The organism is Paenibacillus sp. JGP012 (genome assembly GCF_014203995.1).
Taxonomy (GTDB): Bacteria; Bacillota; Bacilli; order Paenibacillales; family Paenibacillaceae; genus Paenibacillus; species Paenibacillus silvae.
The window spans coordinates 36,532-63,209 of the sequence record NZ_JACHKG010000021.1; the positions used below are offsets into that span (position 1 = coordinate 36,532).

Sequence of the window (26,678 nt, forward strand, 5' to 3'; positions counted from 1 at the left end):
TGACCATATATGTTGGACTTAACGTTTACACGATAACGGAGAGGACAGAAAAAACCTGAAGAAGCGAAGCGTTCGCCTGTAAGCTTTCTGCAAGAAAGCTGCATCGGAAGCATACGCTCATCCCCGGATTTTCTCCTTATAAAGGGAGTTCAAAAAAATCCGGGGATAACAGCGATCAAAAGGTTGTTCTGTCATCGGAGTGCCCAGTGTAACCATTTCACGTTGAACTGATATCAACCGAGGGGAGCGAACACAAGATATGCTGTTGGAGATGGAGCAGATTACGAAGAAATATGGCAGCTTCACGGCGAACCGGGAGATCCACTTTAATCTGCGCGAGGGAGAGATTCATGCGCTTGTCGGGGAGAACGGAGCGGGCAAAACAACCTTGATGCGTATGCTGTATGGGATGGAGCAGCCCACATCAGGCACGATCAAGGTTCGTGGACGCGAGGTTAGCTTTGCAACACCATCTCAGGCGATGGCCAGCGGGATCGGAATGGTGCATCAGCATTTCATGCTGTTTCCATCCTTTACGGTTGCCGAGAATATTGTGATTGGGCGTGAGCCTGCGGCAGCAGGGGTGTTTGATCGGAAAAAAGCTGCTGCTCAGGTTGACGAATTAGGCAGGCAATATGGCATGCCGGTTGATCCGTGGAAAAAAGTAGCTGAATGCCCGCTGGGTATGCAGCAGCGCGTGGAGATTCTCAAGGTGCTGCATCAGGGTGCAGACATCATTATACTGGACGAGCCGTCTGCAGTGCTTACTCCGCTGGAAGTAAAAGAGCTGCTGGCAAATATGAAGTCTTTGGCGAAGCTGGGCAAAACCTTTGTGCTCATTACACACAAGCTGCAAGAGGTCATGGATGTGGCAGACCGGATTACCGTGCTGCGGGATGGTCAAGTCACTGGTACATTGCAGGCTCAGGATACCAATGTAGAGGAACTGTCCCGCCTGATGGTAGGACGTGAATTGGTACGTATGGACAAGCAGCCGTCTGTTCCGGGTGAAGCTGTGCTTCAGGTGGAGGGTGTTCAGCTGTCAGGAGCAAAGGATCGGTCAGCACTCAAGGATATTCATATGCATGTTCGAAAAGGTGAAGTCGTTGGGATTGCTGGTATCTCGGGTAATGGACAATCTGAATTGATCCAGGTGATTGCAGGGCTTCGGAAGCCGGATAGCGGGCGTGTGCTCTTATCGGGACAAGATACGACAAATTGGCCGGTTCGCAAAATTCGGGAGCAGGGACTTGCCCATATTCCTGAGGACAGATACATGTGGGGAGCAGCAAAGGATGCCAGCGTGAAGGAGAACGGACTGATGGGGCACCATCACCGTCTGCAGAGACGGGGCATCATTAAGGCCAAAGCGGCCAAACTTCTGGTGGAGAGCTGGATTAAACAGTTCAGCATCAAGACAGGCTCCGCGGAGACGAAGGCTCAATTTCTGTCGGGCGGTAATTTACAGAAGCTGATTGCAGCACGTGAATTCGCTCAGGATACCCCGTTTTTAATTGCAGCTGAACCGACACGCGGAGTGGATATCGGTGCGATGGAAACGATTCATGCCGAATTGCTGCGCAAACGTAATGAAGGGGCGGGCATTCTGCTCATTTCATCCGAGTTGTCCGAAATTTTGCAATTGTCGGATCGCATTATTGTGATGTACGAAGGTGAGATTGCCGGAGAACTTGCGGCAGCGGAAGCGACAGAAGAACAGATCAGCTTGCTGATGGCAGGAGGGAAAGAGCGGGTATGAATCGGGTAAAGGAAACACTTCGCGGACTTGTACAGCCGCTGCTTGCCGTACTCATTGGCTTGCTCGCCGGGGCGATTGCCATTCTGGTCGTAGGCGGCAACGTTATAGATACGTACGCAGAGATGTGGAAGGGAGCCTTCGGCAACTTCTACTTCTTCACGAATACACTGGCTCGTGCAACGCCGATTATTCTGGCCGGGCTTGGCGTAGCGCTGGCATTCCGTGCCGGATTTTTCAATATGGGTGCGGAAGGTCAGATGATTCTGGGCGGACTCAGTGCGGCACTCACGGCACTTTATCTTCCAGGGCCGGGCTGGTTCGTCTGTATTGCTGCCATCCTGGCGGGAATTATCGCTGGCGGTGTGTGGTCTCTTTTTGCAGGCTGGCTGGATGCGCGCTTCGGGATGAATCTGTTAATTACGACATTGCTGCTTAACTATATCGCAACTTATTTTGGCGGGTACATGGTTTCGTATCCATTTAAAGACCGGACAGGCTCGGCAGCGATGGCACAGACACCGATGATCGATCAGAGCATCTGGCTGCCGAAGCTGTTTCAGGGCATGGGACTGCATGCCGGTTTTATCATCGCGGTTGCAGCAGCGATTCTGATCTACTGGTTTACACACAAAACAGTGACCGGTTATGAGATTCGTATGCTGGGCAGCAATCCGTCCTTTGCGGCATATGGCGGTGTGCGCCGTATTCGCATGATGATGCTGTCGATGGTCATCAGCGGTGGTCTGGCGGGTCTGGCAGGAGCCGGAGAAGTGCTCGGTACACAGTACCGTTTTCTGGACGGCTCGTTATCCTCGGCCAGCTATGCTTGGAGCGGTATTATGGCTACGCTGCTCGCTCGTTCTCACCCGCTCGGCACAGCTCTTGCCGCGATTTTGCTGGCAGCATTGCAAACAGGTGCGATGGGTATGGAGCGGAACACGGATGTACCGCTGGAGGTTGGCAGCGTCATTCAGGCTGTCTTGACGTTATTTGTATCGGCACAGATCGGTTATTCTTTCCTGAAGCGGAGAAAGGAGAAAAAGTCCAATGCAACAACTGTTTGATGCAGCCATGTTTGGCTCAACCTTGCGCATCATGACGCCGATTCTGCTGGCAGCGCTTGGCGGGGCTTTGTGCTCGCGTGTCGGTCTGTTCAACGTGGGTCTGGAGGGACTTGTGCTGATTGGTGCGTTCTCTGCTATTGTTGGTAACTATCTGTTTGGCAACGTACTGCTGGCAGTATTGTTCTCGATTGTCATTGTGATGTTATTCTCGGCACTCTTCGCGTTTATAAGTATTAACTTGAAGGCCAATGCCATTGTGGTCGGTATATCGCTGAACTTTCTGGCGGCGGGACTCACGACGTTTGCCCTGCGGGCGATCTTTGATGTTAAAGGTGCATACTACGACAAGAATATGGTGGGACTACCGAAATGGGACATTCCGCTGATCAAGGATATTCCTTGGGTAGGTACGGTGTTCTCTGGTCACAGCCCGCTCGTTTATCTCGGCATCATTATTGTCATTGCACTGCAGTTCTATCTATTTAAAAGTGTATCTGGCTTCCGCCTGCGTTCCGTGGGTGAGAATCCGATCGCAGCACAGAGCATCGGCATCAAGGTGCGCGGCATTCAATATGGCGCGGTTCTGATGTGCGGTGTGCTGTGTGCACTCGCTGGAGCACAGCTGTCACTCGGTCAGGTAACGATGTTTACGGAAGGCATGACTGCGGGCCGCGGCTTTATCGCTCTGGTTGCTACAATGCTGGGGCAAGCGAATCCGCTCGGCGTGATGGGGTCCAGTGTGCTGTTTGGTTTCATGGAAGCACTCAGTATTCGTCTGCAGGGCTTCTCCCTGCCAACTCATTTCACGATGATGCTGCCGTATATTGTAACATTGGTTGCGATGTTCTTTTTCAAAGACCGGACGTATGCGCAGGATGCATTGAAAGCTGGCGGAAGCTCGCGTTAATAAGGAGGAATCACGAGATATGCATAACAAGGCTGAACGTTTGAAAAAAACGAAAACACCCCCGCCGAAAGCAGGCGTCGATTACGGAGATCGGCTGCCGCCGGGCCAGGTGCTGACGGAGAAATTCCCGATTCTGCATGAAGGGGAAGTGCCGGAGTATGACCTTTCCACATGGGACTTGAAGGTTTTTGGAGAAGTGCAAGAAGAGAAGGTGTTTTCTCTGGCGGAGCTTCAGGCGATGCCGCAGGTGAACACAGTCAGTGATATTCACTGCGTTACACGCTGGTCGAAGTTTGATACACCGTGGGAAGGTATCCGGTTCTCTGAATTTGTGAAGCTGCTTGGGGTTAAACCGGAAGCAAAGTATGTCATGATCCATGCTGATCATGATTACGAGACCAATGTACCGCTCGAAGAGCTGATGCATGATGATGTGCTGCTTGCGTTCAAATATAACGGTGAACCGCTCACGCCCAAGCACGGCTTCCCGCTGAGACTGGTTGTGCCGCAGCTGTACTTCTGGAAAAGCGCAAAGTGGGTACGTGGCCTGGAATTTCTGACAGAGGATCGCAACGGCTTCTGGGAAAGCAATGGCTTCCACCATTTTGCCGACCCGTTCAAGGAGCAGCGCTTCTCAGGCGAGGATCTGCCGATTCCTGAGGATGAGTGGACGAAGAAGGAGTTTGATTAACATGTTGATGCCGATATTGCAGATTCATTCGGAAGATATGCCGGCTTATGCCATTGTGTGTGGTGATCCTGCCCGGGCAGAGAAGATTTCCCGCAAGCTCGAGGATGCCAGAGAGCTGGCATTCAGTCGCGAATATCGCACATTTGTCGGAACGTATGAAGGTGCTCAGCTTGCTGTTGTCAGTCATGGTGTAGGATCACCGGGAGCAGCCGTTTGCTTCGAGGAACTGATTCGTGCCGGGGTGACAACGCTGATTCGTGTAGGCACAGCAGGTTCATATACTGCCGATTATCCGGCAGGCAGCGTGATTGTCAGCACGGCAGCGGTCCGCTCGGACGGGCTGACCCGTCAGCTTGTACCCGACGGATTCCCTGCAGTTGCAAATATTGACGTGACCAGTGCACTGGTTGCGGCAGTTCGTGAAGTGGGCAGCGGTAAAATTGCTTCGGAGGACGAAGCTTCTTCTGTGGATGCTTATTCACCCAAGGTTGGCACAGGCATTACGGTAACGCTGGATGCGTTCTTCACAGGTGTGGAGGACATTCCACATCGCAAGTACAAGCAGGCTGGAGCGCTCGCAGCTGAGATGGAGATTGCAGCGCTCTACATCGTGAGCACCTTGCGCGGTGCGCGGGCTGGAGCGATCGTGGCGATTGACGGCTTCGCAGACAGCGATCTTGCCGCCGAGTATGATCCGCATACGGATGCGGTTGCCAAGGCTGTAGAGCATGAGATCGAAGCAGCGCTTCGTGCGCTCGCTGCGCTTGCTCGTCAGGATCGGTCGTAACAATAATAGACCAGAGCACGCCCAATAGCGTCCCTACCGTTATGAACCGGATCAGGGACGCTATTTTTATTTTGTACCTTTTACGAGCAGAGATGTTTGTTAGTTGTATACGATATGGATGGAATAGAAAACACCATCGGAATTGAAGTTGCCTTCCACGGTAGGAGCGCCTTCTTTTGTGAAAATGGCAACATCCGAAGGGAAAGCTTTCTTTTCCACCATATGGCCATTCAGATCAATGCCGAGCAGCAGCTCTGCCTGTGCTACACCTGTTTCCTGTAATTGTCTGGCGGTGATGGCCTTCATTTTTCGATGATACTCATCTACGACCTCCTGCCCCTTGTTAAAAATATCATCTCTGAGGCCAATTGCGTTTACAGCAACAACCTGATGCGAGGATTTATCCACCCCGATCCAGGTGCCGTATTTTTCATTGGAATACATAAACTCGTAAATTTCTTTGTTCCCTTTGTGTTGCAGCACTACACCGTTCAACTCATCCACAGGTAAATCAAGCTTGCCAAACACCTCTTCGGCTGCTTCAATGTCCTCTTTGGCTACATCCTTGATCGATACGTCCTCTTGGGTGTAGCTGAGTTTGTTGTTGTCAAAATAAAAGGAGATTTCATTCTCTTGAATGAATCCAGAGTGAATATTGCCTTTCAGATCAACCAGCAGTTGGCTTGGGAAAGGTGTGCCAAGGACATTGAAGTCCCAACCGAGGCCGTCGAGATAGCTGCCTTTATCCAGCTTGTACGTTTTTTGAGTCAGCTTTTTGAGCGTTTGTTCTACTTTTTTAATAAGTGCTGCCGGTGCTTCGGTTGTTTTGCTGGATGCTGCTGGTGTGGAAACGGTGGCGGATGCTTCAGCTTTTGCTTTTGCAGCGCTTGCTGAAGGGGAGAATGGGACGATGGATATTGTGGCGATGATTCCTGCTAACGCCATAGTACTGAAGACTTTGTAGATTGGCTTCACAATAAATACCTCCATGTATAATGATTTGTCTATCCATCTATATAACACTTATAGGAAGTGCTTTTGTGACACATCACATCAATTACATCAAAAAAAGTTAAAATTTTGCTCCATTGAACGCGGAGAAGGGCGGGTGCAATTTGGCGTATTTCGAATGATATTGAAATCATTGGGTAATTATATACAGGAACAGAATCCAACATGAAATTGCAAAAGGAGGACTCACCCGATGACACAGAACAATCAACCTCAGGATGAAGCAGCGATTCGCAACAAGCTGGACGAAGACGGAGATTCCTTGATGGAGAAAAAGAAGATTTTGAACGGTGTGGATATTGAGCCGCAGGCAGATGATTGGGCAGCCAAGCCGTCACCGGTTGCTTTTAATGAAGGGAACCAGACGTCTTCCAAAAAATAAGGTCTATTCGAATAACAGATCGACAGAGCAGGTACCCCAGTGTGGTATCTGCTTTTTCATCCTTGTATAATGTTGTGAAAACATCATTGGAAGGGTGGAGAAGAGGAAAATGGATAATGCCGTACAGATTCGAAGTGCGCAATTGGCGGACTACACCGGAGTGTCAAGGCTGCTGGATGATCTGCATGAGATGCATGTGCAGGCAAGGCCGGACATATACAAGCCTTTACAGCCCAGGCTGGGCGAGCAGGAATATGCGGATTGGCTTGCCATGGAGCAGCGCTATTGTTATGTCGCGGAGCTTGTGGAAACAAAGCAGTTGATCGGATTCAGCAGCGCACAGCTGAGTGTGATTCGGGAGCATCCCCTTTTTACCGATCGCAAGATGCTCTACATTCATGAACTGGTGGTGGATTCTACCCATAGGGGGTATGGCACGGGTAAACGCTTGATGCAAACGATGCTGGATCTGGGTCGAGAGCTGCAGGCAGACCACCTGGAGTTAACCGTGTCCACGTTTAACTCACATGCGCAGAGCTTCTATGAGCAGATGGGGCTGAAGGTACGCAGCAGCAGAATGGAATATGAGTTGTAGATATACGATACATACACAGAACATTCATTTATAAAAGAATAAAAAACTCTTGAATACCCCATGGGGGTATGTTATGCTGAGGAAAGAATGAATGAAAAGGGGTGTTATGATGGAACATCAAAGCCATCCCGAAGAGCGTGTATTCACTGCTGCTGCGGGTTCTGCCAAAGTTATGCAAGCAGATGCACCAGTGCAGACGAATGCACATGAAGGTGGAATTTCAGCCTCCAATGATCAGGCGGGTTCAGTACAGCAGTCTGAGCAGCAAGCAGCTGATACATGCCACGCGGTGAAGCTCGATCAGGACGGCAAGCCTGTTCGTCAAAGCCACCATTCCCAGGAGATGAAGAGCAATCTGATCTCTCGTTTGAACCGGGTCGAGGGCCAGATTCGCGGCATCAAAGGTTTGATTGAGAAGGACACATATTGTGATGATGTGTTGACCCAGATCGCGGCAGCGCAGTCTGCGCTGAATTCCGTAGGCAAGCTTCTGCTGGAAGGGCATATGAAGAGCTGCATTGTGGAACGTATCCAGGCTGGTGAGCACGAGGTTGTGGATGAATTGCTGGTTACTGTCAGGAAGCTGATGAAGTAAGTCGCAGGTGATACCAGCTGATAGAGCTGTAAAACCAAATACAAACATATCCGGGGAGGAATAGAGTATGTCTAATGTTACGTTGAATGTCAAAGGAATGTCTTGCAATCACTGCGTGAAGTCCGTTGAAGAAGCAGTGAAAGGCGCTGGAGCAAGTGGACAGGTGGATCTGGCTGCAGGAACGGTAGCTGTAGAATATAATGAGCAGACCGTTACAGTAGATCAGATCAAAGCTGCAATTGAAGACCAGGGATATGACGTGGTGTAAGGTGGTAAGGTGGTCCAAAGGATCATTTTAGATTAGATAAATATGTATAGCCGTTATAGCGGTGAAAGGCTTAAGCCATATGATTACAGGGCGGTTTAAGCCTGATTTTCTGCCTGAAATATACCCCTACAGGGTATGTGGGGGTTTGGAGTTTTTGAAAGGAGATGACATGATGACGAACGCATCCGAACAAGCAGAGCCTGCTCACACCCCTGCGGCCCAGCAGGGTCTGAAGACAACGCTGCACATCACGGGCATGACCTGTGCAGCATGCTCAACGCGTGTGGAGAAGGGTCTTTCCCACATGGAAGGTGTGCATGAAGCTAACGTGAACCTGGCCATCGAACAGGCGACGATCTCGTATGATCCCAAAACAACAAACGTAAACGCCCTGCGAGACAAGGTTGCGGCGCTGGGGTACGGTACGGTGACCGAATCCGTGGATCTGGATATTACGGGCATGACCTGTGCCGCCTGCTCTGCACGGATCGAGAAGGGGCTGTCCAGGCTGCCGGGCGTGACACAGGCCAATGTCAATCTGGCACTGGAGACAGGGCATATCGAATATGCCGCCGGAACGCTCAAACCTTCCGATATCACGGCCAAGATCAAACAGCTCGGTTATGGTGCACAATTACAGTTAACACAGGAGGAATCGACCTCGGTTCGCGAGCAGGAGCTGCAGCGCAAGAAGTGGAAGTGGATCATCTCTGCAATCTTGTCCGTACCGTTATTGTGGGCCATGGTAGGGCATTTCTCGTTTACCTCGGGAATATATGTGCCAGAGCTGTTTATGAATCCGTGGTTCCAGCTGCTGCTGGCTACCCCGGTACAGTTTGTGATCGGATGGCAGTTCTATGTGGGTGCATACAAGGCGCTCCGCAACGGCAGTGCGAATATGGATGTGCTCGTTGCACTCGGTACCAGCGCCGCATTTTTCTACAGTCTTTACCTGACATTAACGAGTGGGTATCTGCCTGCTCTCGGTACAGGTCAAGGAATGGATCATGGGGCGATGGGCAGTGATATGGGCGCTGCTGGTGCTGCCGCTCCAATGCCTATGGTGGAGCTGTATTATGAGACCAGTGCCATTCTGATTACATTGATTTTGCTTGGAAAATGGTTCGAGGCTGTGGCGAAGGGCCGCTCTTCACAGGCCATCAAAAGCCTGATCGAATTGACCCCGCGTGAAGCACGCGTTATTCGTGACGGAGAGGAAGTACTGGTTCCTGCGGCTTATGTAGCTGTGGGCGAGCTGGTTCTGGTCAAGCCGGGAGACAGCATCCCGGTGGACGGTATTGTAGAAGAAGGGCTATCGTCTGTAGATGAGTCCATGCTGAGTGGTGAAAGCCTGCCTGTAGATAAAAAGCCTGGTGACTCCGTCACCGGCGCAACACTGAACAAAAACGGTGTTCTTCGCATCCGGGCAACCCGGGTAGGCTCGGACACAGCTCTGTCGCAGATTATCAAGGTGGTTGAGCAGGCTCAAGGCTCGAAAGCGCCAATTCAGCGGATTGCCGATGTAATCTCGGGTATATTTGTACCCATTGTTGTAGGGATTGCGGCACTGACCTTTGTGATCTGGTATCTGTTTGCAAGCCCGGGTGACTTTGCTGGTTCGCTCGAAAAGGCGATCGCCGTGCTCGTTATCGCTTGTCCATGTGCGCTTGGGCTCGCAACGCCAACCTCTGTCATGGCCGGATCAGGCCGGGCGGCGGAATACGGCATCCTGTTCAAGGGCGGTGAGCATCTGGAATCTGCGCAGCAGATTCAAACGGTTGTGCTCGACAAGACAGGAACCGTTACCCAGGGCAAGCCTGTGTTAACCGATGTGATCACCGCACCGGACTGGACGGAAGCGGAGCTGCTTCAACGTGTCGGAGCGGCGGAATATAGCTCGGAGCACCCATTAGCCGAGGCAATTGTAAGCGGCATTCGGGAGAAAGGTTTGCTTTTGAATGCAGCAGAATCGTTCGAGAACATGCCTGGATATGGCGTGCGTGCTATGGTTTCTGATGAGGAAATTCTGGTGGGGACCCGCCGTCTGCTTGCCGATGCAAATGTAGAAGTGCCGGAGGAAATGCTGCAGCAGATGAATCAGCTGGAGGAGCAGGGACGCACAGCAATGCTCGTTGCTGCTCGGGGGCAATGGGCGGGTATCGTTGCGGTAGCGGATACGATCAAGGATACTTCCCGGGAAGCCATTGCACGACTTCAGGCTATGGGAATTGATGTCATCATGATCACAGGAGACAATGAACGAACAGCCAGAGCTGTAGCGGAACAAGCGGGCATTGGGCGCGTTCTGGCAGAAGTGCTGCCAGAGGGCAAAGCAGCAGAAGTGAAGAAATTACAGGAGAGCGGCCGCAAGGTAGCGATGGTTGGAGATGGTATCAATGATGCTCCTGCGCTGGCTACTGCTGATATTGGCATGGCGATTGGAACCGGAACGGACGTAGCGATGGAAGCGGCAGATATTACGCTGATGCGCGGTGACCTGAACAGCATTGCAGATGCGATTGAGATGAGCCGCCGTACGATGGGGAATATCAAGCAAAACCTGTTCTGGGCGCTTGGTTACAATGTCATTGGCATACCGATTGCAGCAGCAGGGTTCCTGGCTCCTTGGCTGGCGGGTGCTGCAATGGCGTTCAGTTCGGTTTCAGTTGTACTGAATGCGCTGCGTTTGCAGCGGTTGAAGCTGAATCGGATAAAACACTAAACGTAAAGAAAACAGTGTGTAAAACAAGCGGGATAACAGCTTGATAGGAATGCGCGGTTGGCTTCACGGCGGACCGTGCATTTTTCTTACTACAAATGGAAGATAAGATAGAAGATATGGAATCGGAACCGGGTTAAGGAGAATAGTGTTTTGGTATAAACATATCATTTCATGAAAACGATGATGAATTTTCTGGATTTCATGAAAATATATTGACAATATAGACATATGCCTTTAAAATTTAAACGATTGTTTGATTCAAACGAATGTTTAAATCAAATTAGAACTATTTTAAAAATGGAGGAACCTATTATATGCTGCAAGCTTTACGTACATTATTTAAAAAACCGCCAGTGATTGTAGGCATAGCTACTGCACTGATGTTTCAGGTTATTTTTAGCGTGATCTGGATGACTGCATATTCCGGTGTCAATGACCGAACCAATGAATTGACCGTAGCCATTGTAAACGAAGATGGTGAGTTATCCAAAGGTATCGCCGATCGGTTGGCAGAGACGCTGCCATTCCACACGGTTGCCAATCTGAGTGCAGCTGAGGCGCTGGATCAGTTGGAGCATCATCAAGTGCACATGGTATTGGACATTCCGGCCGGATTCAATGAGTCCCTTCAGACGGCTGGCTCCACTGCCGAGATCAAATACACCATTAACGAAGCCAACCCGGTGACAATTAAAAGCATGATGCAAGGTGTGTCACAAAGCGTAACCAACACAATGAACAAACAAGCTTCTGCACAAGGAGTGCAGACCGTTCTGACCGCTTCGGGTGCTCCTGCGGATCAGGCCGCTCAGGCAGCGGCGAATCTGACAAACCGCGTAGAAGGCAAAACAACATCCATCAACCCGGTGAACGGCATGAACAATCAGATGGTACCTATGATGATGGTGCTCGCATCTTATGTTGGTGCGATGATCATGGGCATGAATTTGCAGATAGCAATGGGAATGTTGTCTTCGATGTTTTCCCGTCTAACGCTGTTCGGTGCCAGGGCAGTTATCAATGTGGGTTCTGCACTGGTGGTATCCTTGCTCGGATCTTCCCTCATTGTGGCTCTCGGTGGACAGATTGAACAAGGGTTTGTTGCATTCTGGTTATTCCAGGCGCTGTTCCTGTGTACCTTTATGTTCTTCTCCCAGTTCTTCCTGATTTGCTTTGGTCCGGCAGGCAGCCTGTTTAACATCATCGCATTGTCCCTTCAGCTGGTATCATCGGGTGCTATGGTACCACGCGAACTGCTGAACAGCTTCTATAGTGGAATTGGTCAGTACCTGCCTGCGACTTATGCAGTTCAGGGCATTCTAAGTGTTCAGCTCGGAGGTCCTGGCGTGCAATCTGCAGTAGGCTCCATCGTGATTGTACTGCTCGTTGCTGTGGTGTTGTCTCTGGCTGTGACATTGTTGAAAAAAGGACGTAAACCGGCGGTTGCACCAAGCCCGGCTCCAGCAAACGGCTAAGCTGCGCAGATGCTGTTGCAATCGCATCATTTACACCAAGCACCCCGGTGATTTTCATCGGGGTGCTTGGTGTAATATAATAGATAGAATGAAGTGAGGGCTTGAAGCCGGAGGGATGGGCTGAAGCAGCTGACACTGAACGGATAAGAGGAGAGAAACAAATGACGGAACCGGAATTGGATATTAAAACAAGGATATTGCTTGCAGCCAAAAAACTTTTTGCTCTGCAGGGGTATGACGGGACGAGTGTTCGTCAAATCTGTGATGAGGCGGGAGCGAATGTGTCGCTGGTATCTTATCACTTCGGCGGCAAAGAAAAGGTGTTTGACGCGTTATTTGAGCATTTTTTCCCCGAGCATATTCTGAGTATGCTGGCTGCAGAATCGTTGTCTCCAATTGAAGGTATCCGCCGAATTGTCGGTGAGGTCGTGAGGTTTACGATGACGGATCGCGAGATGAGTGACATTGTGCAGCTGGAAATTACGCTTCGCACTCACCGGACCACAACCGTATTTCAGTACCTTGACCCGGTCTGGAATAAAGTGAAGGAATACCTGCAGCAAGGCAAAGATGAGGGATTGTTTAAAATTGAATCCGCTTCGTACGCCATGCTTCAGGTTATGGGAGCGGCGCTCGCACACAAGCGGGCCAAGCACTCCCGTTTTGGTTTTGATTATGAGGACATGAACACAGAGGAGCTTGCCGAACAGACGGTGGAGTTCGTACTTCGAGGATTGGGAGTGAACAGCCATGAATGAAACGATTGAACTAATGATGAAACACCGCTCCGTCCGCAAATTCAGGCCGGACCCGGTTAGTGAAGAGCAGCTTGCTGCCATTGTTGCAGCGGGACAGATGGCATCCTCATCAAGCAACGTACAGGCGTATACGGTTATTGCTGTAACGGATCAAGAGCAGAAGGCCAAACTGGCTGAGCTTGCAGGGAATCAAGCCTATATCAATGAATGTCCGGTGTTTCTCGTATGGTGTGCTGACTTGTACCGTCTGCAGGATGCAGCGAAACGACACCTTCCCGAGAAGGAAACATATGCGGATTCAACCGAGAATTTCATGGTAGCTACAATTGATGCTGCACTGGCCTCCCAGAATGCCGCACTTGCAGCGGAATCCCTTGGCTTCGGTATTGTATACATCGGCGGACTTCGCACTCGTATTGAAGAAGTGGCTGAACTGCTCGAATTGCCAGATGGTGTATACCCCGTATATGGCATGTGCATCGGAGTTGCGGATCAGGAGACGGGCATTCGTCCACGGCTGCCGCTCAAGGCTGTACTCCATCATAACCGCTACCAGCCTGAACAGAGCTTGCAAGGGGTTCAGGAGTACGATGTTATAACGACGAAATACTTGAAGGAGCGGACGAACGGGGAACGCACAACCCCATGGTCTGAATTGATGGCAAAGCGTCTGACCGAACCGGCACGTCTGCAAGTACGAGCATTTCTGGAGCGCAGAGGTTTCCTGAAGCGGTAATGCGAGGTTGTCTTTAAGATGAAAAAGAGCCAGTCGGTCATGACTGAATGCTATTCCCTTCGTTCGTTGGATTCTGCCAACGGTTAACTTAGGAAAGAGTTCAGTATGAGATCGACTGGCTATTTGCTTTGATGTACGATAGCACTGCAATCGCTAGACTGCTGATGCTGGCAGCTTTTCCTTTGGTTATTCCGGCAGACGGTAGAAGCGTTTCGTATTTCGGTAAAACAGACGTGCTGCTCGCTCGGTGCCCATACCCGTAATTTCACTCCAGGCCTGAATCACCTGGCGAGTCATGACCGGATGTGTCATAAGTCCCTGAAACGGTCCTTCAAAGGGCCATGGCCCATCCGTCTCTGCCATCACTTGCTCCGCAGGGTATTGCCGTGCCAGCTCGCGAATCTCGGTTTCATACTGAATATCCGGTGTGAAGGAGATAAAATATCCGTTGTTCGCCATGCGCCGGATGGTCTGCCTGGCTCCTTTGAACCAGTGGAAGTGTGCTCGCGTAAACTGATGTTTTTCGAGCAGATCACAGGCTATGTCAGCATCCTCATACACAGCATGCAGAACTATCGGTTTATTGTGCCTTTTGGCTAACAAAATGAACTGCTCCAGCAGATCTACATAACCACTCTGATCAAAGTTCAGGCCAGCTCGGCGTGCTTCTTCACGATTATAATAGGGCAAGCCGACCTCTCCAATGGCTGCAGCATGTTCAATGTGTTCTTCGATCCAGCGAAAGAGCTGCTCTTGTTGGTTTGCGGATGGCAGCGGCTGCTCGGGATGATATCCAAAGGCTGGGAAAATGTAACGTGCATACTGCTTGGCAAGCTCCAGGTTCGCCTGGGCAGAAGCTAAATCCATAGAAACGGCGATCATGGCTTCGACCTGATGATTCGGCAAGCTGAGCAGCAGCTCATTCCGTTCCTCTGGAGTATATCTATCCAAATGAATATGAGCGTCGATTAACGGTGCGAATGCTTGAGAGTGCATGAGGGAATCCTCCTTGTATCGGTTTACATAGTATATAACGCCAATTCCCCTTGCATGGACCACCTAATGGAGGAAAAAATAACTAAAAAACCCGCGTATCCAAATATCAAGATAGGCGGGCTTTCTGCTGTTCTTCTTTCATCCACTGGGCAATTTGCCGTTTGCTTTCGAGAAAAGCAGGGTCCTCGGTTATTTCCTCTCGTCTCGGACGGTCAAAAGGAACCTGAACCTCGTGCAGCACAGCTGCTGGCCGATTGGATAACACATACACCCGATCCGCCAGCAGCAGCGCCTCCTCGATATTATGCGTGATGAACAGCACCGAGCGGCGGTTCTGTTCCCAGATATCCAGCAGCCAGCGCTGCATGTCGCTTCGGGTCAGGGCATCGAGCGCACTGAATGGTTCATCCAGCAGCATCAGCTCCTGCGGGCTGAGCAATGCACGCAGGAAAGCCACACGCTGCTGCATTCCGCCTGACAGCTGATGAGGATATGCCCGCTCGAATCCGGCAAGGCCGACACTGCCCAGCCAATGCCTGGCCTCCGCAAGTGCCTCGGGGCGCGGAGCCGGTAGAGCATTGGAGGCAGTAAAAGCTGCGGCAGAGGCCACCTCGCCCGCGAGCAGCACATTGTCCTCAATCGTCCGCCAAGGGAAGAGGGCGGGCTGCTGCGGCATATAACTGATATGCCCGCGCTGCCCCGTAACCGGCTTGCCGTTCATCCGCACCTCGCCCGCCTGCGGATTCAACAAACCGCCAATGATGTGGAACAAGGTGCTTTTACCGCAGCCGGACGGGCCAACGATGGCGACAAATTCCCCCGTTTCCACCGTGAGGGACAGCCCGTTTAGCACGGGCAGCTTACGCCGCCGTTCCTTGAAGGCTACATGCACATCCACAATATCCAGCGCAGATGGAACAGGTGCAGCTGCTGAATTAGACGCGGGTGCAGCATCGGTTGGACCAGCAACCTGAGTGGCGACAGAAGCAAGGCGAGCATCATGAGCATTGGATATGCCTGCTCCAGTCAATGCTGTGTGACCGTGCTTGGTCTCTTCTCCGCCTGTATCTGGTTTGTCCTGTAGCTGTTTCATACGGTGATCACCTCCTAAGTACAGACTCGTGGTACAGGTTTAACGTTTTTGCGGGCGCCAGCGCACAAGCAGCTTTTCCAGCAATGCAATGAGCAGGAACAGCAGCAGGCTGAGCGCCACAATAATCATGATCGCGACAAAGAGACGATCTGTGCGGTATGCTGACTTCTGCAGCATCATATAATAGCCGATGCCTTTGTCTGCACCGATCCATTCGGCAATGATTGCACCCATCACGCTGTAGGTGGCGGCGATTTTGATGCCCGAAAATACCGATGGCAGGGCATGAGGAAGCTCCAGCTTCCAGAAGATATGATGGCGCTTCGCACCCGCCATACGCATGTAGTTCATCATCGCAGCATCGGTGCGTGTGAGTCCGTCCATAGCGGCGACCGCTACCGGGAAAAAGCAGACCAGAATAATCGTAATCAGCTTGGGCAGCAGGCCAAAGCCAAACCAGATCAGCAGGAGCGGTGCCAGCGCGATGGTCGGAATATTTTGACTAAGAATAAGTAAAGGATACAAGGCTGATTTGAGAAAAGGAATGAGATGCAGCACCATCGCAATGACCAGGCCAACGGCTGTTCCGGCCGCGAAGCCGATCAGGGTTAACTGGATCGTTGCATAGGCGTGCATGCCGAGACGATCTGCCTGTGAAGCTGCTTCACGGGCGATGTCGGACGGCGCAGGCAGCATCCATTTCTCAATATGGAACAGGGAAACCGCCCCTTGCCATATCGCAATAAAGAGAATAACCGCCACAAGGGGCGGCCATACATTTTTGAAATAGGCAGACATTAGCGGTATTTCTCCGTCAGTGTATCCATGCTGAACCCGTCTGGACTGTGTGCGATTTTGATCTGGGAGATGATGCTTGGACTGCCGGCTTCCACAAGCACCTCGTGCATTTTGCGGACCACTTCCAGCAGTTCCTCCAGTTCGCCCTCCATTGCGGTGTCTAGTGCATTGACCTGATATTTCAAGCCAGACTGCTGAATCACTTCAATCGCACGGTCTACATAAGGGTATGAATTCTCGCCGTTTGGCGTTTTCGGTATCACTTGAATGCTGAGTAACGTGCTTGCCATGAGAGATCAAGACTCCTTTCGTGTGTGGGGGATAAGTTGTTGCGATTGTACACGTTGCCACTCCGATTGCAGTCCCCTCTTACGATCGCTGTTATCTCCCGAAATTCCTTGAATCCATTCTATAAAAGTTTGACTGAAGATAATTTACACAGTCACTTCGATGCCAGAATAACCTTCCAATCGCTGTTATCCCCAGATTTTTTTTGAACCCTTTTCCAAAGGGGAAAATCTGGGGATAAAGGCGACCGCTGCGCTTTTTCAGGTTTTTTCTGTCCTCTCCGTTTTTGTATAATCTAATAGTTAAACTTATATAGAAAGGGGGATTTTGGGATGAGTGTAAGCTTCCAATGTAGCTTTCTTGCTTAGAGTTTTCAGGCGACCGCTGCGCTCTCCAAATAGGTTCTACATTCTTCGTTTAGGTGTACAAAAATGTCAACTTATCAAGTTGTGTTAGTGTATTTCTACACTTTACGTTTCTGTGTAAATATCAAATTACGTTTTACATGAAGCGATAATATTACATAAGGTATTAATGGTAGTGAAAATTTTTACTGCGGTAAAAATTCGTTTGTATACGCCTTGGATACGTCAATCTCTTTATCTAATAGCTTCTTGTTAAACATCCAGTCGGTGTAGTTTTTCCACACTTCTTCCTTCTGCTCGCCCCAGCGCGGTGCGTCGTCCTTGTATTTCGGGCTGAGCCATTTCTGGCTTGCCAGCACCAATTCCTTATCCAGATCAGGTACAGCCTTGATCAGAATGTTCGCGGCCTCTTCAGGATGGTCAATCGCATATTGATACCCTTCGGAAGTAGCCTTCAGGAAAGCTTTCACCAATTCAGGGTCCTTCTGAATCGTCTGCTCATTAGTCACAAGCACAGGTGTGTAATAGTCCAGCGCTTTGGAGTAATCTTTTACATATAACATGTCGATGGGTTCACCGCGGAGCTCTGCTTCGATCCCGGTCCAGGCATAGAAAATCCAGGCAAAATCAATATCCCGTTTGACCGCTGTGAAAAAGTCCGCGTCGCCCATGTTAATATTTTTGACTTTGGATACGTCAGCACCTTCGCCCTCCATAATGGATTGCATCACGGCTTCCTCAACCGGTGAGCCCCAACCGCCATACGTTTTGCCTTCAAAATCCTTCGGCGATTTAATCTTGCGGTCTACAGGAGCGGCAAACCCGGATGTATTATGCTGAATCACGGCCGCAATGGATACGAGAGGTACGTCCTGTGTGCGCGCCTGAGTGACACTCTCCTGGTAACTGACACCAAACGGTACTTCGTTAGAAGCAACCATTGTATCTGCACCGCCAGCTCCTGGCTGCACAATCTCGACATTCAGACCTGCTGCTTTATAGAATCCCTGATCTACGGCTGCATACAGACCTGTATGATTGGTATTTGGAGTCCAGTCGAGCACAACCTTGACATCCTTCAGTGCCGCGCTGCTGTCTTCACTTTTGTTGTCTGTGCTAGTGCTTCCGTTCTGATCAGCCTGCTCGGCCCCTTTACCGCCACATGCTGCAACGGTCACCAATAGTACACACATGAATAACATTCCCAACATTTTACGCCAGTTCATTCGATTCTCTCTCCTTCGTTCTGTCCGGCCGGGTGGCACGGGGTACTCCTTGGCTTCATATCCAATCCCTTTGCATAAATCGGCTGATTTATACCTCGCGGGTTATCCAGATGACGACATTTTTCTGTTTCTGCTTGTCAAAAGAAAACAAAAAAAGCGTCCCGTAATCCGGGACGCGTGCAGGTGTGAGAGAAGGGCGTTCAGCTTATAGCTGTGCCTCTTGCAATATACTCCGATTCCTACGCTGGCATGATCCAGATCAGGTCTAAGGGTTAGTATCTTGATGGGATACACTCTCAGCCGGCCAATTCCGACTCCCCTGGGAAACTATGAAGTTACGGGCATTACTAGGTGTAATTATAGGCCAGTGACGAGTATGTGTCTAGTCGCCAAATCGTTCACATAATGTTCACTTATGAGAGGGGAGTGCAATTGTCTATAATGATCCAAGTTATAGAAAGGATGAGTGTAATGCCAGTAAGCAAGAAAGAACAAGTTATTTTTGGAATTATGATGTGTACAGGAATGGTCCTGGTGATGATGACCTTTAATCTGTGGCACACGGGAATGTTAGACCAGATGTCTTTGATGCAGATCCTGCTTCAATTCGTGATCTGTTTTATTATCGCATTTCTGGTGGAATCCTTCATTGTTGGTCCTGCTGCGAAAAAAATTGCCTTTTCCCTTCCATTTGCCAAGTCCGGTAAAGTAAAAGGCATCATCACCATGTCATTGCTTATGGTCATCGGCATGGTTCTGATCATGTCTCTGTATGGAATTGTGACTGCCTCTATTGCCGATCAATTAAATGGTGTATCTGTATTCGGGGCGTATTTTCATACCGTTGCACGTAACTTTAGTCTGGCTCTGCCATTGCAGCTGCTTGTTTTAGGACCGCTTGTGCGATATTTGTTCAGCAGATTGTTCAAGAGCAGGAAAACAGCTGTATCTGCTTGAATCCATCGTTGAATAGAGCGGTTATCTCTCAGGAAAAGAGTGGATTATCAGTATTTCCTGGGCAATTTATATTGACCGATTTCGTTTGAAAATCAGATTAATTTTGTTTAGGCGGGTGACTCAGGAAGTTCTGATATAAGCAATCCAATAAAATAGGCCAATCAAAATTACAGCAATAACGATTGTGGTCAGGATGCCACTTGTCCATGTACTGCGTTTAGCTTGTTGGGCGAGTTCATCTGCTCTTTGTTTGGCAGCCTCGGCCTCTGAGGGATTCAGGTTGTTTGGATTCATGTTCATCGAGAAACAGTTCCATTCTATAATATATACTCTATTGTATAGAGGAATATTTTGAGTTCAGACCTTTTACCGTAGGACAGAAAAAACCTGAAAAAGCGGAGTGGTCGCCTAAAAGCTTTCTGAAAGAAAGCTGCTTCGAAGGCATACGCTTATCACCGGATTTTCCCCTTTAGAAAAAGGAATCGAAAAAAACTGGGGATAACAGCTACTCTCCAGGTTATTCTGGCATCGGAGTGGTTTGTGTAAAATCTTTAGTTCAACTTATAAATAGTTGTCTGAGAGAAGCTGTAAAGCAAACGATACAGAGCGCAATCAGAAAAATTCCTCTGAATCGAATGCTGGTTAGATCCATGTGATCGAGCTCTCTTTTATTCAGATTAAACGGCCAGGAATCAGGGATTAACAGCGCTCTAACTCCAAATATAAATCCCAATATACTAATAACAAGAAACACTACAAAAAAGAACATGTATTTCCTTCTGAAGGCAAACAATTGTTGGTGGAAAATTAGTCATTTAATTATTTTATATGATTATAACTGTATCTGATTTAACAATGCAAAGCTGCGTAAGAGGATCCTGTGTTAACAGGGATCAATGAGCAGTAAGAACTCATTTTTCTGGTTTTCACTAAAATCGGGCTTGAGAAGTTGCAATTTTAATCTGTCTTCGTATATACTGGTAAACACAATTACAGATCGGATCATGCCGTTGAAGAGAATCCAACTCGGAGGCGTTTTCGCCAGGGAGCGAATTGAAACTTTCCCAAGTTAACCGGAACCGCCCGTTATCGCGGACCAAGAGGCCGAATCAGAAGAATTTGAATGATTCGGCAAGTTGGGTGGCACCGCGAGCAGAGCGCTCCTCGTCCCAAGGGATGAGGGCGCTCTTTGTATTTTTTTAGCCAAAGGAGACGGTGACCATGTTAGATATGAAGTGGATTCGGGCACATGCAGAAGAGGTTCAGGCGGCAGCTGACGGGAAAAAAATCAAAGTGGAAATTGCGGTTTTAATCCAGCGGGATAATGAACGCAAAGCACTCCTGCAGCAAACGGAGGAAGGGCGGCGTCTGCGTAATACATTGTCGGCAGAGATCGGGAAGCTGATGCAGACGGGAGAGCGGGAGCAAGCTGAGACGATGCGGGCACAGGTGAAACAGCTTAATGATGAGTTGGAGCAGAAAGAGGCAGAGCTGGCGTTGATTCAGGAGGAGGTAACCAGACTGCAATGGCTGGTGCCGAATGTGGTATCACCGGATACACCTGCAGGTCTGTCGGATGAAGATAATGTGGAGCTGCGGCGGGTGGGTGAGCTGCCCGAGTTTGACTATGCCGCAAAGGATCATGTCGAGCTTGGGGAGCTGCATGGGCTGATTGATATTCCACGCGGCGTGAAAATTGGCGGAACGCGAAGTTATGTGCTGAAGGGCGCTGGTTTGCTGCTGCACCGGGCAGTACAGCAGCTTGCGCTAGATCTGCTGCTGAAGCACGGATTCACACCGCTTGAGGTTCCGCTTATGGTCAGAGAGGATGCTTTGGTGAATACCGGATTTTTCCCGACTGGCCGGGATCAAGTGTATGAGCTGCAGGGTGAGAACAAGTGGCTGGTAGGTACATCGGAGGTGCGGCTGGTTTCGTATTATGCGGATGAAGTCATCGATGTGAAGGAGCCGGTAAAACTGGCAGCCGTATCGACCTGTTTCCGCAGTGAAGTAGGCTCGGGGGGACGGGATGTGCGAGGCTTGTACCGTGTGCACCAGTTTGCCAAGGTGGAGCAGGTGATTATGTGTGCACCGGACGCAGCGGAATCGGAGCGTATGCTGCAGGAGATTACGGGACATGCGGAGGAACTGCTACAGCAGTTGGAGCTGCCGTACCGTGTGGTGGCCGTATGTACAGGCGATATGTCGCAGAAAACGTACAAACAGTATGACATCGAAACGTGGATGCCAAGCCGCGGTGCTTACGGCGAAACTCATTCGTCGTCGAATCTGCATGATTTTCAGGCGCGCCGCTCGAACATTCGCTGCCTGGATGAGCATGGCAAGCTGGTTTACTGCCATACGCTCAACAATACAGCCGTGGCATCGCCACGTATTCTGATTCCACTGCTGGAAAACCATCAGCAGGCCGATGGCAGCATTCATATTCCGAAAGCGCTGCGACCATACATGGGCGGACTCGAACGATTGGTGTTGCCGGTGTGTGAGCAGGGTGAGGAACGAAAAGAAGAGATATGACGATGAGGAGTATAAGATAAAGAAAGATGAAGGGATACAAAGATAATAAAGATGAGGAAAACATGATAAAGAAGAATAAAGGAACCCGCGAAATCTTCGCGCGTTCCTTTATGCCCTTAACGCAGCTTCCATTCGCGTTCGTTAATAATTTCGATCTGTCCCGATTGCAGTGCTTTTTCGAAACGGTTGCGGGCGGTTTTCATCAATAAGATCATCTCATCTTCCGGGCGAATCTTGGTAGACGTTGAGGAGGTTATAGCCTTCATACGTTTCCTGGTGTTTTTAACAGCAACCATATCCAGCAAATTTTTCTCAATCATACAAGTCTCATCCTCCTTACATGGTTTGTATTAAAACAGTATTTCGTCACTTTTGTATATTATACAATGAAAATCAGAAATGGGTCCTATCCCTCTTTCTGATCCTGTATTTAACTTTAACCACCTCTTGTCCGATATAAGGTATAGTTGTAGTAAAATATTGGATGTAAGAGAAGGCAAAATAAAGATGACAGGAGAGAGAGACTGGACATGAGTAGAATGAAATGGGCTTTACGAGGCATGCTTGCACTGATTCTTGCACTCACCGTTACAGTGCCATCGTCTGCCTGGGCAGCGACGGGTGATGTAATCTCAATTGAAATTACCGGCGGCAGTTCACAGAAGATGAGTGTAGGTGAGACTGTATCATATCAGGTGATGGCGACGGTTGAAGGTTTTGATAGCAAACAGGATGTTACGGGAGGAGTGACCTGGTCTACAAGCAATGCGAAGGTTGTAACGGTGACGAAGGGCAAAATCAAGGCGATCGCGGCAGGTGAAGCAACCATCATTGCGCAAGTGAGCGGAGTCAAAGCGCAGGTCACTGTACAGGTACAAGATAAGATCAAAAGCATCAAGGCATCACCCAGTTCCTATACGTTTGTAAAAGGGAATGAAGGCACACTCCCGAAGGTAACGATTACACGTGCCAATGGCAAGGAAGAGGATGTTACCTCGGACATTGTGTGGGCCGTATCCAATAATCTGGCTGTGCTTGAAAATGGTAAAATTAAAGGCGTCACACCAGGTCGGGTGCTGCTGCAGGGGAAATACGGTTCGACCACCGTTAAAGTACCTATCGCGGTGACTGATATCATCACCAAAGTGGAGGTTACACCAGCAACAATGGAGCTTAGCCTCAAGAAATCCAAGGCTCTGAAAGTGATTGGAACCTACTCCAATGGCAAGACGGTTAATCTGTCCAAATCCATCGTTTGGACTTCATCCAATCCGAGTGTAGCTTCGGTGAAAAATGGTACGGTCAAAGCGCTGACTGAAGGACAAGTTACTTTGACAGGTACATATCAGAACCAGACTGTAACTGCAGCAGTGAGCGTAGTGCCTACGCTCCAGAAACTGGTTATGGGCCAGAAGAGTCTGGTGATGTCTCCCCAATCTAGTATAACGTTGGGTGTGATGGCTCAGTATGACACTGGCAAAACAACGATGGTGACAAGCAGCGCGGTGTGGAGCAGCTCCAAACCGGGTGTAGCCACAGTCGCCAATGGCAAAATTGTCGCAGTATCCAAAGGCAAGACAAGCATCACAGCCAAATGGGGCAATAAAAAAGTAACGATACCTGTAACGGTAAAATAATAAACACAAGTAAGGCTTCTGCGGCCAGCGGTGAAAGGCCATTGAAGCGATATTGTTCTATTTCAGAGTTGATTCATGTCGGTCAATGCGAAGTGGAACAATGATATATAATAGGAGGGAGGCGTGTATAACGCCTCCTTTTTCGAACTTAAAATACCATTTTAAGGGGTAATTATGGACATGAAAGATGAGATGAAACCGGAGAACTGGCCTGCATGGGCAACAGAATCCGTAGAGGTTGTAGAAGCTAATGAAGAGAAGCGTATACGGCGGCCAAATCGGAGTTTATTACACAGGTTCTGGATGGAAGGTTATGATGGTAGAGCATGAACAGGGTGTTAGTTAAACAAAGATGCTTGTACCTAGTTGCCGTAATCATTACGATGGCAGCTGGACTGGCTTCGAGAACATATGGAGCCGTAATGCCAGACTTCGTTCGCGAGCATTTTGGAGATGCTCTTTGGGCAGGCATGATCTACTATGGCATACGTATGGTATGTATCCGGTGGAGTCGTGCAAGAGCCGTCTTGAACAGTGTAATATTCAGTTGGTCTATTGAATTTTCCCAGATGATTCAGGTGCCCTGGCTGACCGAATTGCGTTCAACCTTATGGGGAGCTCTCATTTTGGGACGTGGATTTCTTGTTATGGATTTGATCAGATACCTGATCGGCATTGGATGTGTTTATCTATTGGATCGTTTTTTGCTGAGTAAGATCATGCGCCTTTAAATTCATAACAGGAGGTATTAGGAATGGATATTGACAAGCTTTTTGCCGAATCACCTGAATTTGAAACACAGCGGCTGTACCTCAGACGCCTTACGATGGATGACCTCGATCAATATTATGCGTTTGCGTCCGACCCCAAGGTAAGTGAGCAAAGCTTGTGGCATTGCCATCAGACCAAGGAGGATTCCATCGGGTACCTGGAGCGAGTGCTGCGAAACTATGAGCAGAAAACGGTATATCTCTGGGCCTTTGTGCTGAAAGAAACCGGCACGCTGATTGGCAGAGGTGGCATTTTCGATCTGGATGAATCCATGCAGAGCTGCGAACTGGGCTATGCCATCGGCAGTACATATTGGGGCAAAGGGCTTGCGGTGGAGGCGATGCAGCCTGTTATGGATTATTGCTTTGAGCAGTTGGACTGTAATCGGGTCCAAGGAAAGTGCAATGCGGGCAATATCGGTTCGGCACGTGTAATGGAGAAACTAGGCATGGTCCAAGAAGGATTGTTACGTAAGCAGTTGAAAATTAAAGGTGTATTTACCGACCAGAAATTGTACGCCCGCATTCGGGATGTTCTATAATATTCTCATAAAAGACAGGCTGTAAGACAGCGGCGAAGGAGGCAGTAATCTATGATCTACAGTATTATTTCCCGGGCATTATGGGAGGAAGTATCCAAAGGAGACACGTATGCACCCGAGAGTCTGCAAACGGACGGTTTCATTCATTGCTCCACTGCGGAGCAGATTCCATGGGTAGCCGGGCAGTATTATGCGGGCCGTACCGATCTGTTATTGCTTGGCATTGAGGAGCGCACTTTGAAGGCAGAACTGGTCTACGAAGATCTGTATGAATTGAATGAGCTTTTTCCACACATCTATGGTGAATTGAATCTGGATGCTGTGAGCAAGGTTATGGTTTTTGAACCAAATGCGGATGGCACGTTTTCTTTTCCGGCATAATGCATGTTCCATTTCTATTTCATAATTCGATAGGGGGCGATACGGATGGATATGAATCAGGTTTTTCTGGAGACTGCCGAGAAGCAGTTTATGTATTACAAGCAGCTGGGTGAACGGGCTATGGAGCAGCTTGAGACAGAGCAGTTGTTTCATACGTGGAATGAAGATACCAACAGCATTGCGGTCATTGTCAAACATTTGTGGGGCAATATGCTGTCTCGCTGGACCGATGTGCTGACAACGGACGGCGAGAAGTCTTGGCGTGAACGGGATGCCGAATTTGTAGGAGATTTTCATACACGGGAAGAGCTACTATACAAATGGGAAGAGGGCTGGAACTGTTTGCTGACAGCTCTGCGCTCGTTGACTCCGGATCATCTGTCGCAGATCATATACATTCGTAACGAAGGTCATACTGTAATGGAAGCAATTATGAGACAGCTGGCTCATTATCCTTATCATGTCGGTCAGATTGTGCATACCGCCAAGATGCTGAAACAAGGTGCCTGGGATAGTTTGTCTATCCCGCGCAACGGGTCGAACAGTTATAACGAGGGCAAGTTTACGAAGCCGAAGACCCGAAAACATTTTACAGAGGACGAGCTTCAATAAGAACAGGGCTTCAATAGAGAAAAACGATACCGGTAACCATGTCTGAAGAGAAAAGCGATACCGGCAACCATGTCTGAAGGGGAAAGAGGGAACAGCAACAATGACTGAGATTGCATTGATACGTCACGGAAGCACGGCGTGGAATAAAGAAAAACGTTCGCAGGGACAGACCGACAATCCGCTCGACCAGGAGGGCAGAGAACAGGCAGTTTTGCTAGCAGCAAGACTGGCCGAGGAACAGTGGGATGCCATCTATGCCAGTGATCTGCAGCGAGCAAGTGAGACAGCTCGTATCATCGGGGAGCGGCTGGGCATTCAGGAGATTCATCTGGACCCGAGGTTACGCGAGATGGGCGGGGGCCAATTAGAAGGAACGACAGAAGAGGAACGCATTGTGAAATGGGGTTCGGATTGGAGTTTACTCGATTTGGGCAAAGAAGACCCGGCTTCAGGTGCTGCGCGTGGAACAGAGATACTTGAAGAAATTATTCGTCAGCACCCGGATGCACGAGTCATCGTAGTGAGTCACGGGGCGGTGCTTCGAAATACGCTGCGGGCATTGGTGCCAGAGCAGGATATCAGCGTGAAGCTGGACAATACCTCCATTACACGAATGGTGCATCGCGATCAGACGTGGCAGTGTGAATTGTATAACTGCAGCATACATCTGGAGCAAGGGGAAGGGACTCTGTAAATGGACGGCAGAGAAGATTAAAGGAAAGACA

General features: G+C 49.4%; 30 protein-coding genes and 1 riboswitch. Of the genes, 22 read left to right on the plus strand and 8 right to left on the minus strand.

From position 1 onward, the window contains the following. The first annotated feature begins 259 nt into the window (after window positions 1–259). From HNR77_RS21585 to HNR77_RS21605, 5 genes are read left to right on the plus strand one after another with little or no spacing between them, the layout of a single operon-like run. On the plus strand, window positions 260–1,759 hold the full coding sequence (locus HNR77_RS21585; RefSeq protein ID WP_184188962.1) for an ABC transporter ATP-binding protein: 1,500 nt from the start codon (window positions 260–262) through the stop codon (window positions 1,757–1,759). Beyond that, complete coding sequence (locus HNR77_RS21590) at window positions 1,756–2,823, plus strand: ABC transporter permease (RefSeq protein ID WP_111269319.1); 1,068 nt, start codon at window positions 1,756–1,758, stop codon at window positions 2,821–2,823. Before HNR77_RS21585 ends, HNR77_RS21590 begins: the two co-directional genes overlap by 4 nt. Continuing rightward, complete coding sequence (locus HNR77_RS21595; protein ID WP_145405604.1) at window positions 2,807–3,730, plus strand: ABC transporter permease; 924 nt, start codon at window positions 2,807–2,809, stop codon at window positions 3,728–3,730. Before HNR77_RS21590 ends, HNR77_RS21595 begins: the two co-directional genes overlap by 17 nt. A gap of 19 nt (window positions 3,731–3,749) precedes the next feature. Next, window positions 3,750–4,421 (plus strand): sulfite oxidase-like oxidoreductase, encoded by a 672-nt coding sequence (locus HNR77_RS21600; protein WP_184188964.1) that lies wholly within the window; start codon window positions 3,750–3,752, stop codon window positions 4,419–4,421. Window position 4,422: 1 nt separating this feature from the next. Further along, window positions 4,423–5,208 carry a nucleoside phosphorylase gene (locus tag HNR77_RS21605; RefSeq protein ID WP_184188967.1) on the plus strand — a complete coding sequence of 262 codons (786 nt, stop codon included), beginning with the start codon at window positions 4,423–4,425 and terminating at the stop codon, window positions 5,206–5,208. 99 nt (window positions 5,209–5,307) lie between these two features. Here HNR77_RS21605 and HNR77_RS21610 read toward each other — a convergent pair whose 3' ends face one another. Next, window positions 5,308–6,183, minus strand: coding sequence for a hypothetical protein (locus HNR77_RS21610; protein ID WP_184188970.1), 876 nt, complete (start codon window positions 6,181–6,183; stop codon window positions 5,308–5,310). 229 nt (window positions 6,184–6,412) lie between these two features. On the opposite strand from HNR77_RS21610, the gene HNR77_RS21615 reads away from it, so the two are divergent. From HNR77_RS21615 to nfsA, 8 genes are all read left to right on the plus strand, one after another. Then, a complete protein-coding gene (locus HNR77_RS21615; RefSeq protein WP_111269315.1) occupies window positions 6,413–6,601 on the plus strand; it encodes a hypothetical protein in 189 nt (62 codons plus the stop codon). A gap of 109 nt (window positions 6,602–6,710) precedes the next feature. Beyond that, window positions 6,711–7,196 (plus strand): GNAT family N-acetyltransferase, encoded by a 486-nt coding sequence (locus HNR77_RS21620; RefSeq protein WP_184188973.1) that lies wholly within the window; start codon window positions 6,711–6,713, stop codon window positions 7,194–7,196. Window positions 7,197–7,485: 289 nt separating this feature from the next. Next, window positions 7,486–7,791 (plus strand): metal-sensitive transcriptional regulator, encoded by a 306-nt coding sequence (locus HNR77_RS30695; RefSeq protein WP_397367337.1) that lies wholly within the window; start codon window positions 7,486–7,488, stop codon window positions 7,789–7,791. Window positions 7,792–7,858: 67 nt separating this feature from the next. Continuing rightward, the gene (locus HNR77_RS21630; RefSeq protein WP_184188976.1) at window positions 7,859–8,059 is read left to right on the plus strand and encodes a copper ion binding protein; all 201 of its coding nucleotides are present in this window, start codon (window positions 7,859–7,861) and stop codon (window positions 8,057–8,059) included. 172 nt (window positions 8,060–8,231) lie between these two features. Next, on the plus strand, window positions 8,232–10,781 hold the full coding sequence (locus HNR77_RS21635) for a heavy metal translocating P-type ATPase (protein WP_184188979.1): 2,550 nt from the start codon (window positions 8,232–8,234) through the stop codon (window positions 10,779–10,781). Window positions 10,782–11,095: 314 nt separating this feature from the next. Beyond that, on the plus strand, window positions 11,096–12,256 hold the full coding sequence (locus tag HNR77_RS21640) for a YhgE/Pip domain-containing protein (protein ID WP_184188982.1): 1,161 nt from the start codon (window positions 11,096–11,098) through the stop codon (window positions 12,254–12,256). A gap of 161 nt (window positions 12,257–12,417) precedes the next feature. Beyond that, complete coding sequence (locus tag HNR77_RS21645) at window positions 12,418–13,014, plus strand: TetR family transcriptional regulator (RefSeq protein ID WP_184188985.1); 597 nt, start codon at window positions 12,418–12,420, stop codon at window positions 13,012–13,014. Next, window positions 13,007–13,750, plus strand: coding sequence for an oxygen-insensitive NADPH nitroreductase (gene nfsA, locus HNR77_RS21650; protein WP_184188988.1), 744 nt, complete (start codon window positions 13,007–13,009; stop codon window positions 13,748–13,750). Before HNR77_RS21645 ends, nfsA begins: the two co-directional genes overlap by 8 nt. A gap of 186 nt (window positions 13,751–13,936) precedes the next feature. Here the strand turns inward: nfsA and HNR77_RS21655 are convergent, their stop codons facing one another. The 5 genes from HNR77_RS21655 to HNR77_RS21675 form a co-directional block, all read right to left on the minus strand. Next, complete coding sequence (locus HNR77_RS21655; protein WP_184188991.1) at window positions 13,937–14,746, minus strand: TatD family hydrolase; 810 nt, start codon at window positions 14,744–14,746, stop codon at window positions 13,937–13,939. Window positions 14,747–14,852: 106 nt separating this feature from the next. Continuing rightward, window positions 14,853–15,839: an ABC transporter ATP-binding protein gene (locus HNR77_RS21660; RefSeq protein WP_184188994.1), complete on the minus strand. Its 987-nt coding sequence runs from the start codon at window positions 15,837–15,839 to the stop codon at window positions 14,853–14,855. Window positions 15,840–15,878: 39 nt separating this feature from the next. Then, window positions 15,879–16,637: an ABC transporter permease gene (locus tag HNR77_RS21665; protein WP_184188997.1), complete on the minus strand. Its 759-nt coding sequence runs from the start codon at window positions 16,635–16,637 to the stop codon at window positions 15,879–15,881. After that, complete coding sequence (locus tag HNR77_RS21670; protein ID WP_184189000.1) at window positions 16,637–16,927, minus strand: thiamine-binding protein; 291 nt, start codon at window positions 16,925–16,927, stop codon at window positions 16,637–16,639. Before HNR77_RS21670 ends, HNR77_RS21665 begins: the two co-directional genes overlap by 1 nt. Before the next feature lie 548 nt (window positions 16,928–17,475). Next, entirely contained in the window at window positions 17,476–18,516 is a 1,041-nt protein-coding gene (locus tag HNR77_RS21675) for an ABC transporter substrate-binding protein (protein WP_184189004.1), read from the minus strand. A gap of 218 nt (window positions 18,517–18,734) precedes the next feature. After that, window positions 18,735–18,847, minus strand: a riboswitch (TPP riboswitch). Window positions 18,848–18,987: 140 nt separating this feature from the next. Between HNR77_RS21675 and HNR77_RS21680 the strand changes: the two genes are divergently transcribed. Beyond that, the gene (locus tag HNR77_RS21680) at window positions 18,988–19,473 is read left to right on the plus strand and encodes a DUF2798 domain-containing protein (protein ID WP_184189007.1); all 486 of its coding nucleotides are present in this window, start codon (window positions 18,988–18,990) and stop codon (window positions 19,471–19,473) included. A 120-nt stretch (window positions 19,474–19,593) separates the two neighbouring features. Here HNR77_RS21680 and HNR77_RS21685 read toward each other — a convergent pair whose 3' ends face one another. Then, a complete protein-coding gene (locus tag HNR77_RS21685; RefSeq protein ID WP_221443950.1) occupies window positions 19,594–19,767 on the minus strand; it encodes a hypothetical protein in 174 nt (57 codons plus the stop codon). A gap of 927 nt (window positions 19,768–20,694) precedes the next feature. Here HNR77_RS21685 and serS point away from each other — a divergent pair. Next, entirely contained in the window at window positions 20,695–22,011 is a 1,317-nt protein-coding gene (gene serS, locus HNR77_RS21690; RefSeq protein ID WP_184189013.1) for a serine--tRNA ligase, read from the plus strand. Between the two features lie 116 nt (window positions 22,012–22,127). Here serS and HNR77_RS21695 read toward each other — a convergent pair whose 3' ends face one another. After that, the gene (locus HNR77_RS21695; RefSeq protein ID WP_184189015.1) at window positions 22,128–22,331 is read right to left on the minus strand and encodes a hypothetical protein; all 204 of its coding nucleotides are present in this window, start codon (window positions 22,329–22,331) and stop codon (window positions 22,128–22,130) included. A gap of 210 nt (window positions 22,332–22,541) precedes the next feature. On the opposite strand from HNR77_RS21695, the gene HNR77_RS21700 reads away from it, so the two are divergent. From HNR77_RS21700 to HNR77_RS21730, 7 genes are all read left to right on the plus strand, one after another. Beyond that, window positions 22,542–23,648 carry an Ig-like domain-containing protein gene (locus tag HNR77_RS21700; protein ID WP_184189018.1) on the plus strand — a complete coding sequence of 369 codons (1,107 nt, stop codon included), beginning with the start codon at window positions 22,542–22,544 and terminating at the stop codon, window positions 23,646–23,648. Between the two features lie 180 nt (window positions 23,649–23,828). Beyond that, window positions 23,829–23,978, plus strand: a complete 150-nt coding sequence (locus tag HNR77_RS21705; RefSeq protein ID WP_184189021.1) for a hypothetical protein — start codon at window positions 23,829–23,831, stop codon at window positions 23,976–23,978. Further along, window positions 23,975–24,379, plus strand: coding sequence for a ribosomal maturation YjgA family protein (locus HNR77_RS21710; protein ID WP_184189024.1), 405 nt, complete (start codon window positions 23,975–23,977; stop codon window positions 24,377–24,379). Before HNR77_RS21705 ends, HNR77_RS21710 begins: the two co-directional genes overlap by 4 nt. A gap of 23 nt (window positions 24,380–24,402) precedes the next feature. Then, window positions 24,403–24,960 (plus strand): GNAT family N-acetyltransferase, encoded by a 558-nt coding sequence (locus tag HNR77_RS21715; protein WP_184189027.1) that lies wholly within the window; start codon window positions 24,403–24,405, stop codon window positions 24,958–24,960. Between the two features lie 51 nt (window positions 24,961–25,011). Further along, entirely contained in the window at window positions 25,012–25,341 is a 330-nt protein-coding gene (locus HNR77_RS21720) for a DUF952 domain-containing protein (protein WP_111269294.1), read from the plus strand. Window positions 25,342–25,386: 45 nt separating this feature from the next. Next, window positions 25,387–25,953, plus strand: a complete 567-nt coding sequence (locus HNR77_RS21725; RefSeq protein WP_184189030.1) for a DUF1572 family protein — start codon at window positions 25,387–25,389, stop codon at window positions 25,951–25,953. Window positions 25,954–26,053: 100 nt separating this feature from the next. Continuing rightward, window positions 26,054–26,647, plus strand: a complete 594-nt coding sequence (locus HNR77_RS21730; protein ID WP_184189033.1) for a histidine phosphatase family protein — start codon at window positions 26,054–26,056, stop codon at window positions 26,645–26,647. Window positions 26,648–26,678: the final 31 nt, after the last annotated feature.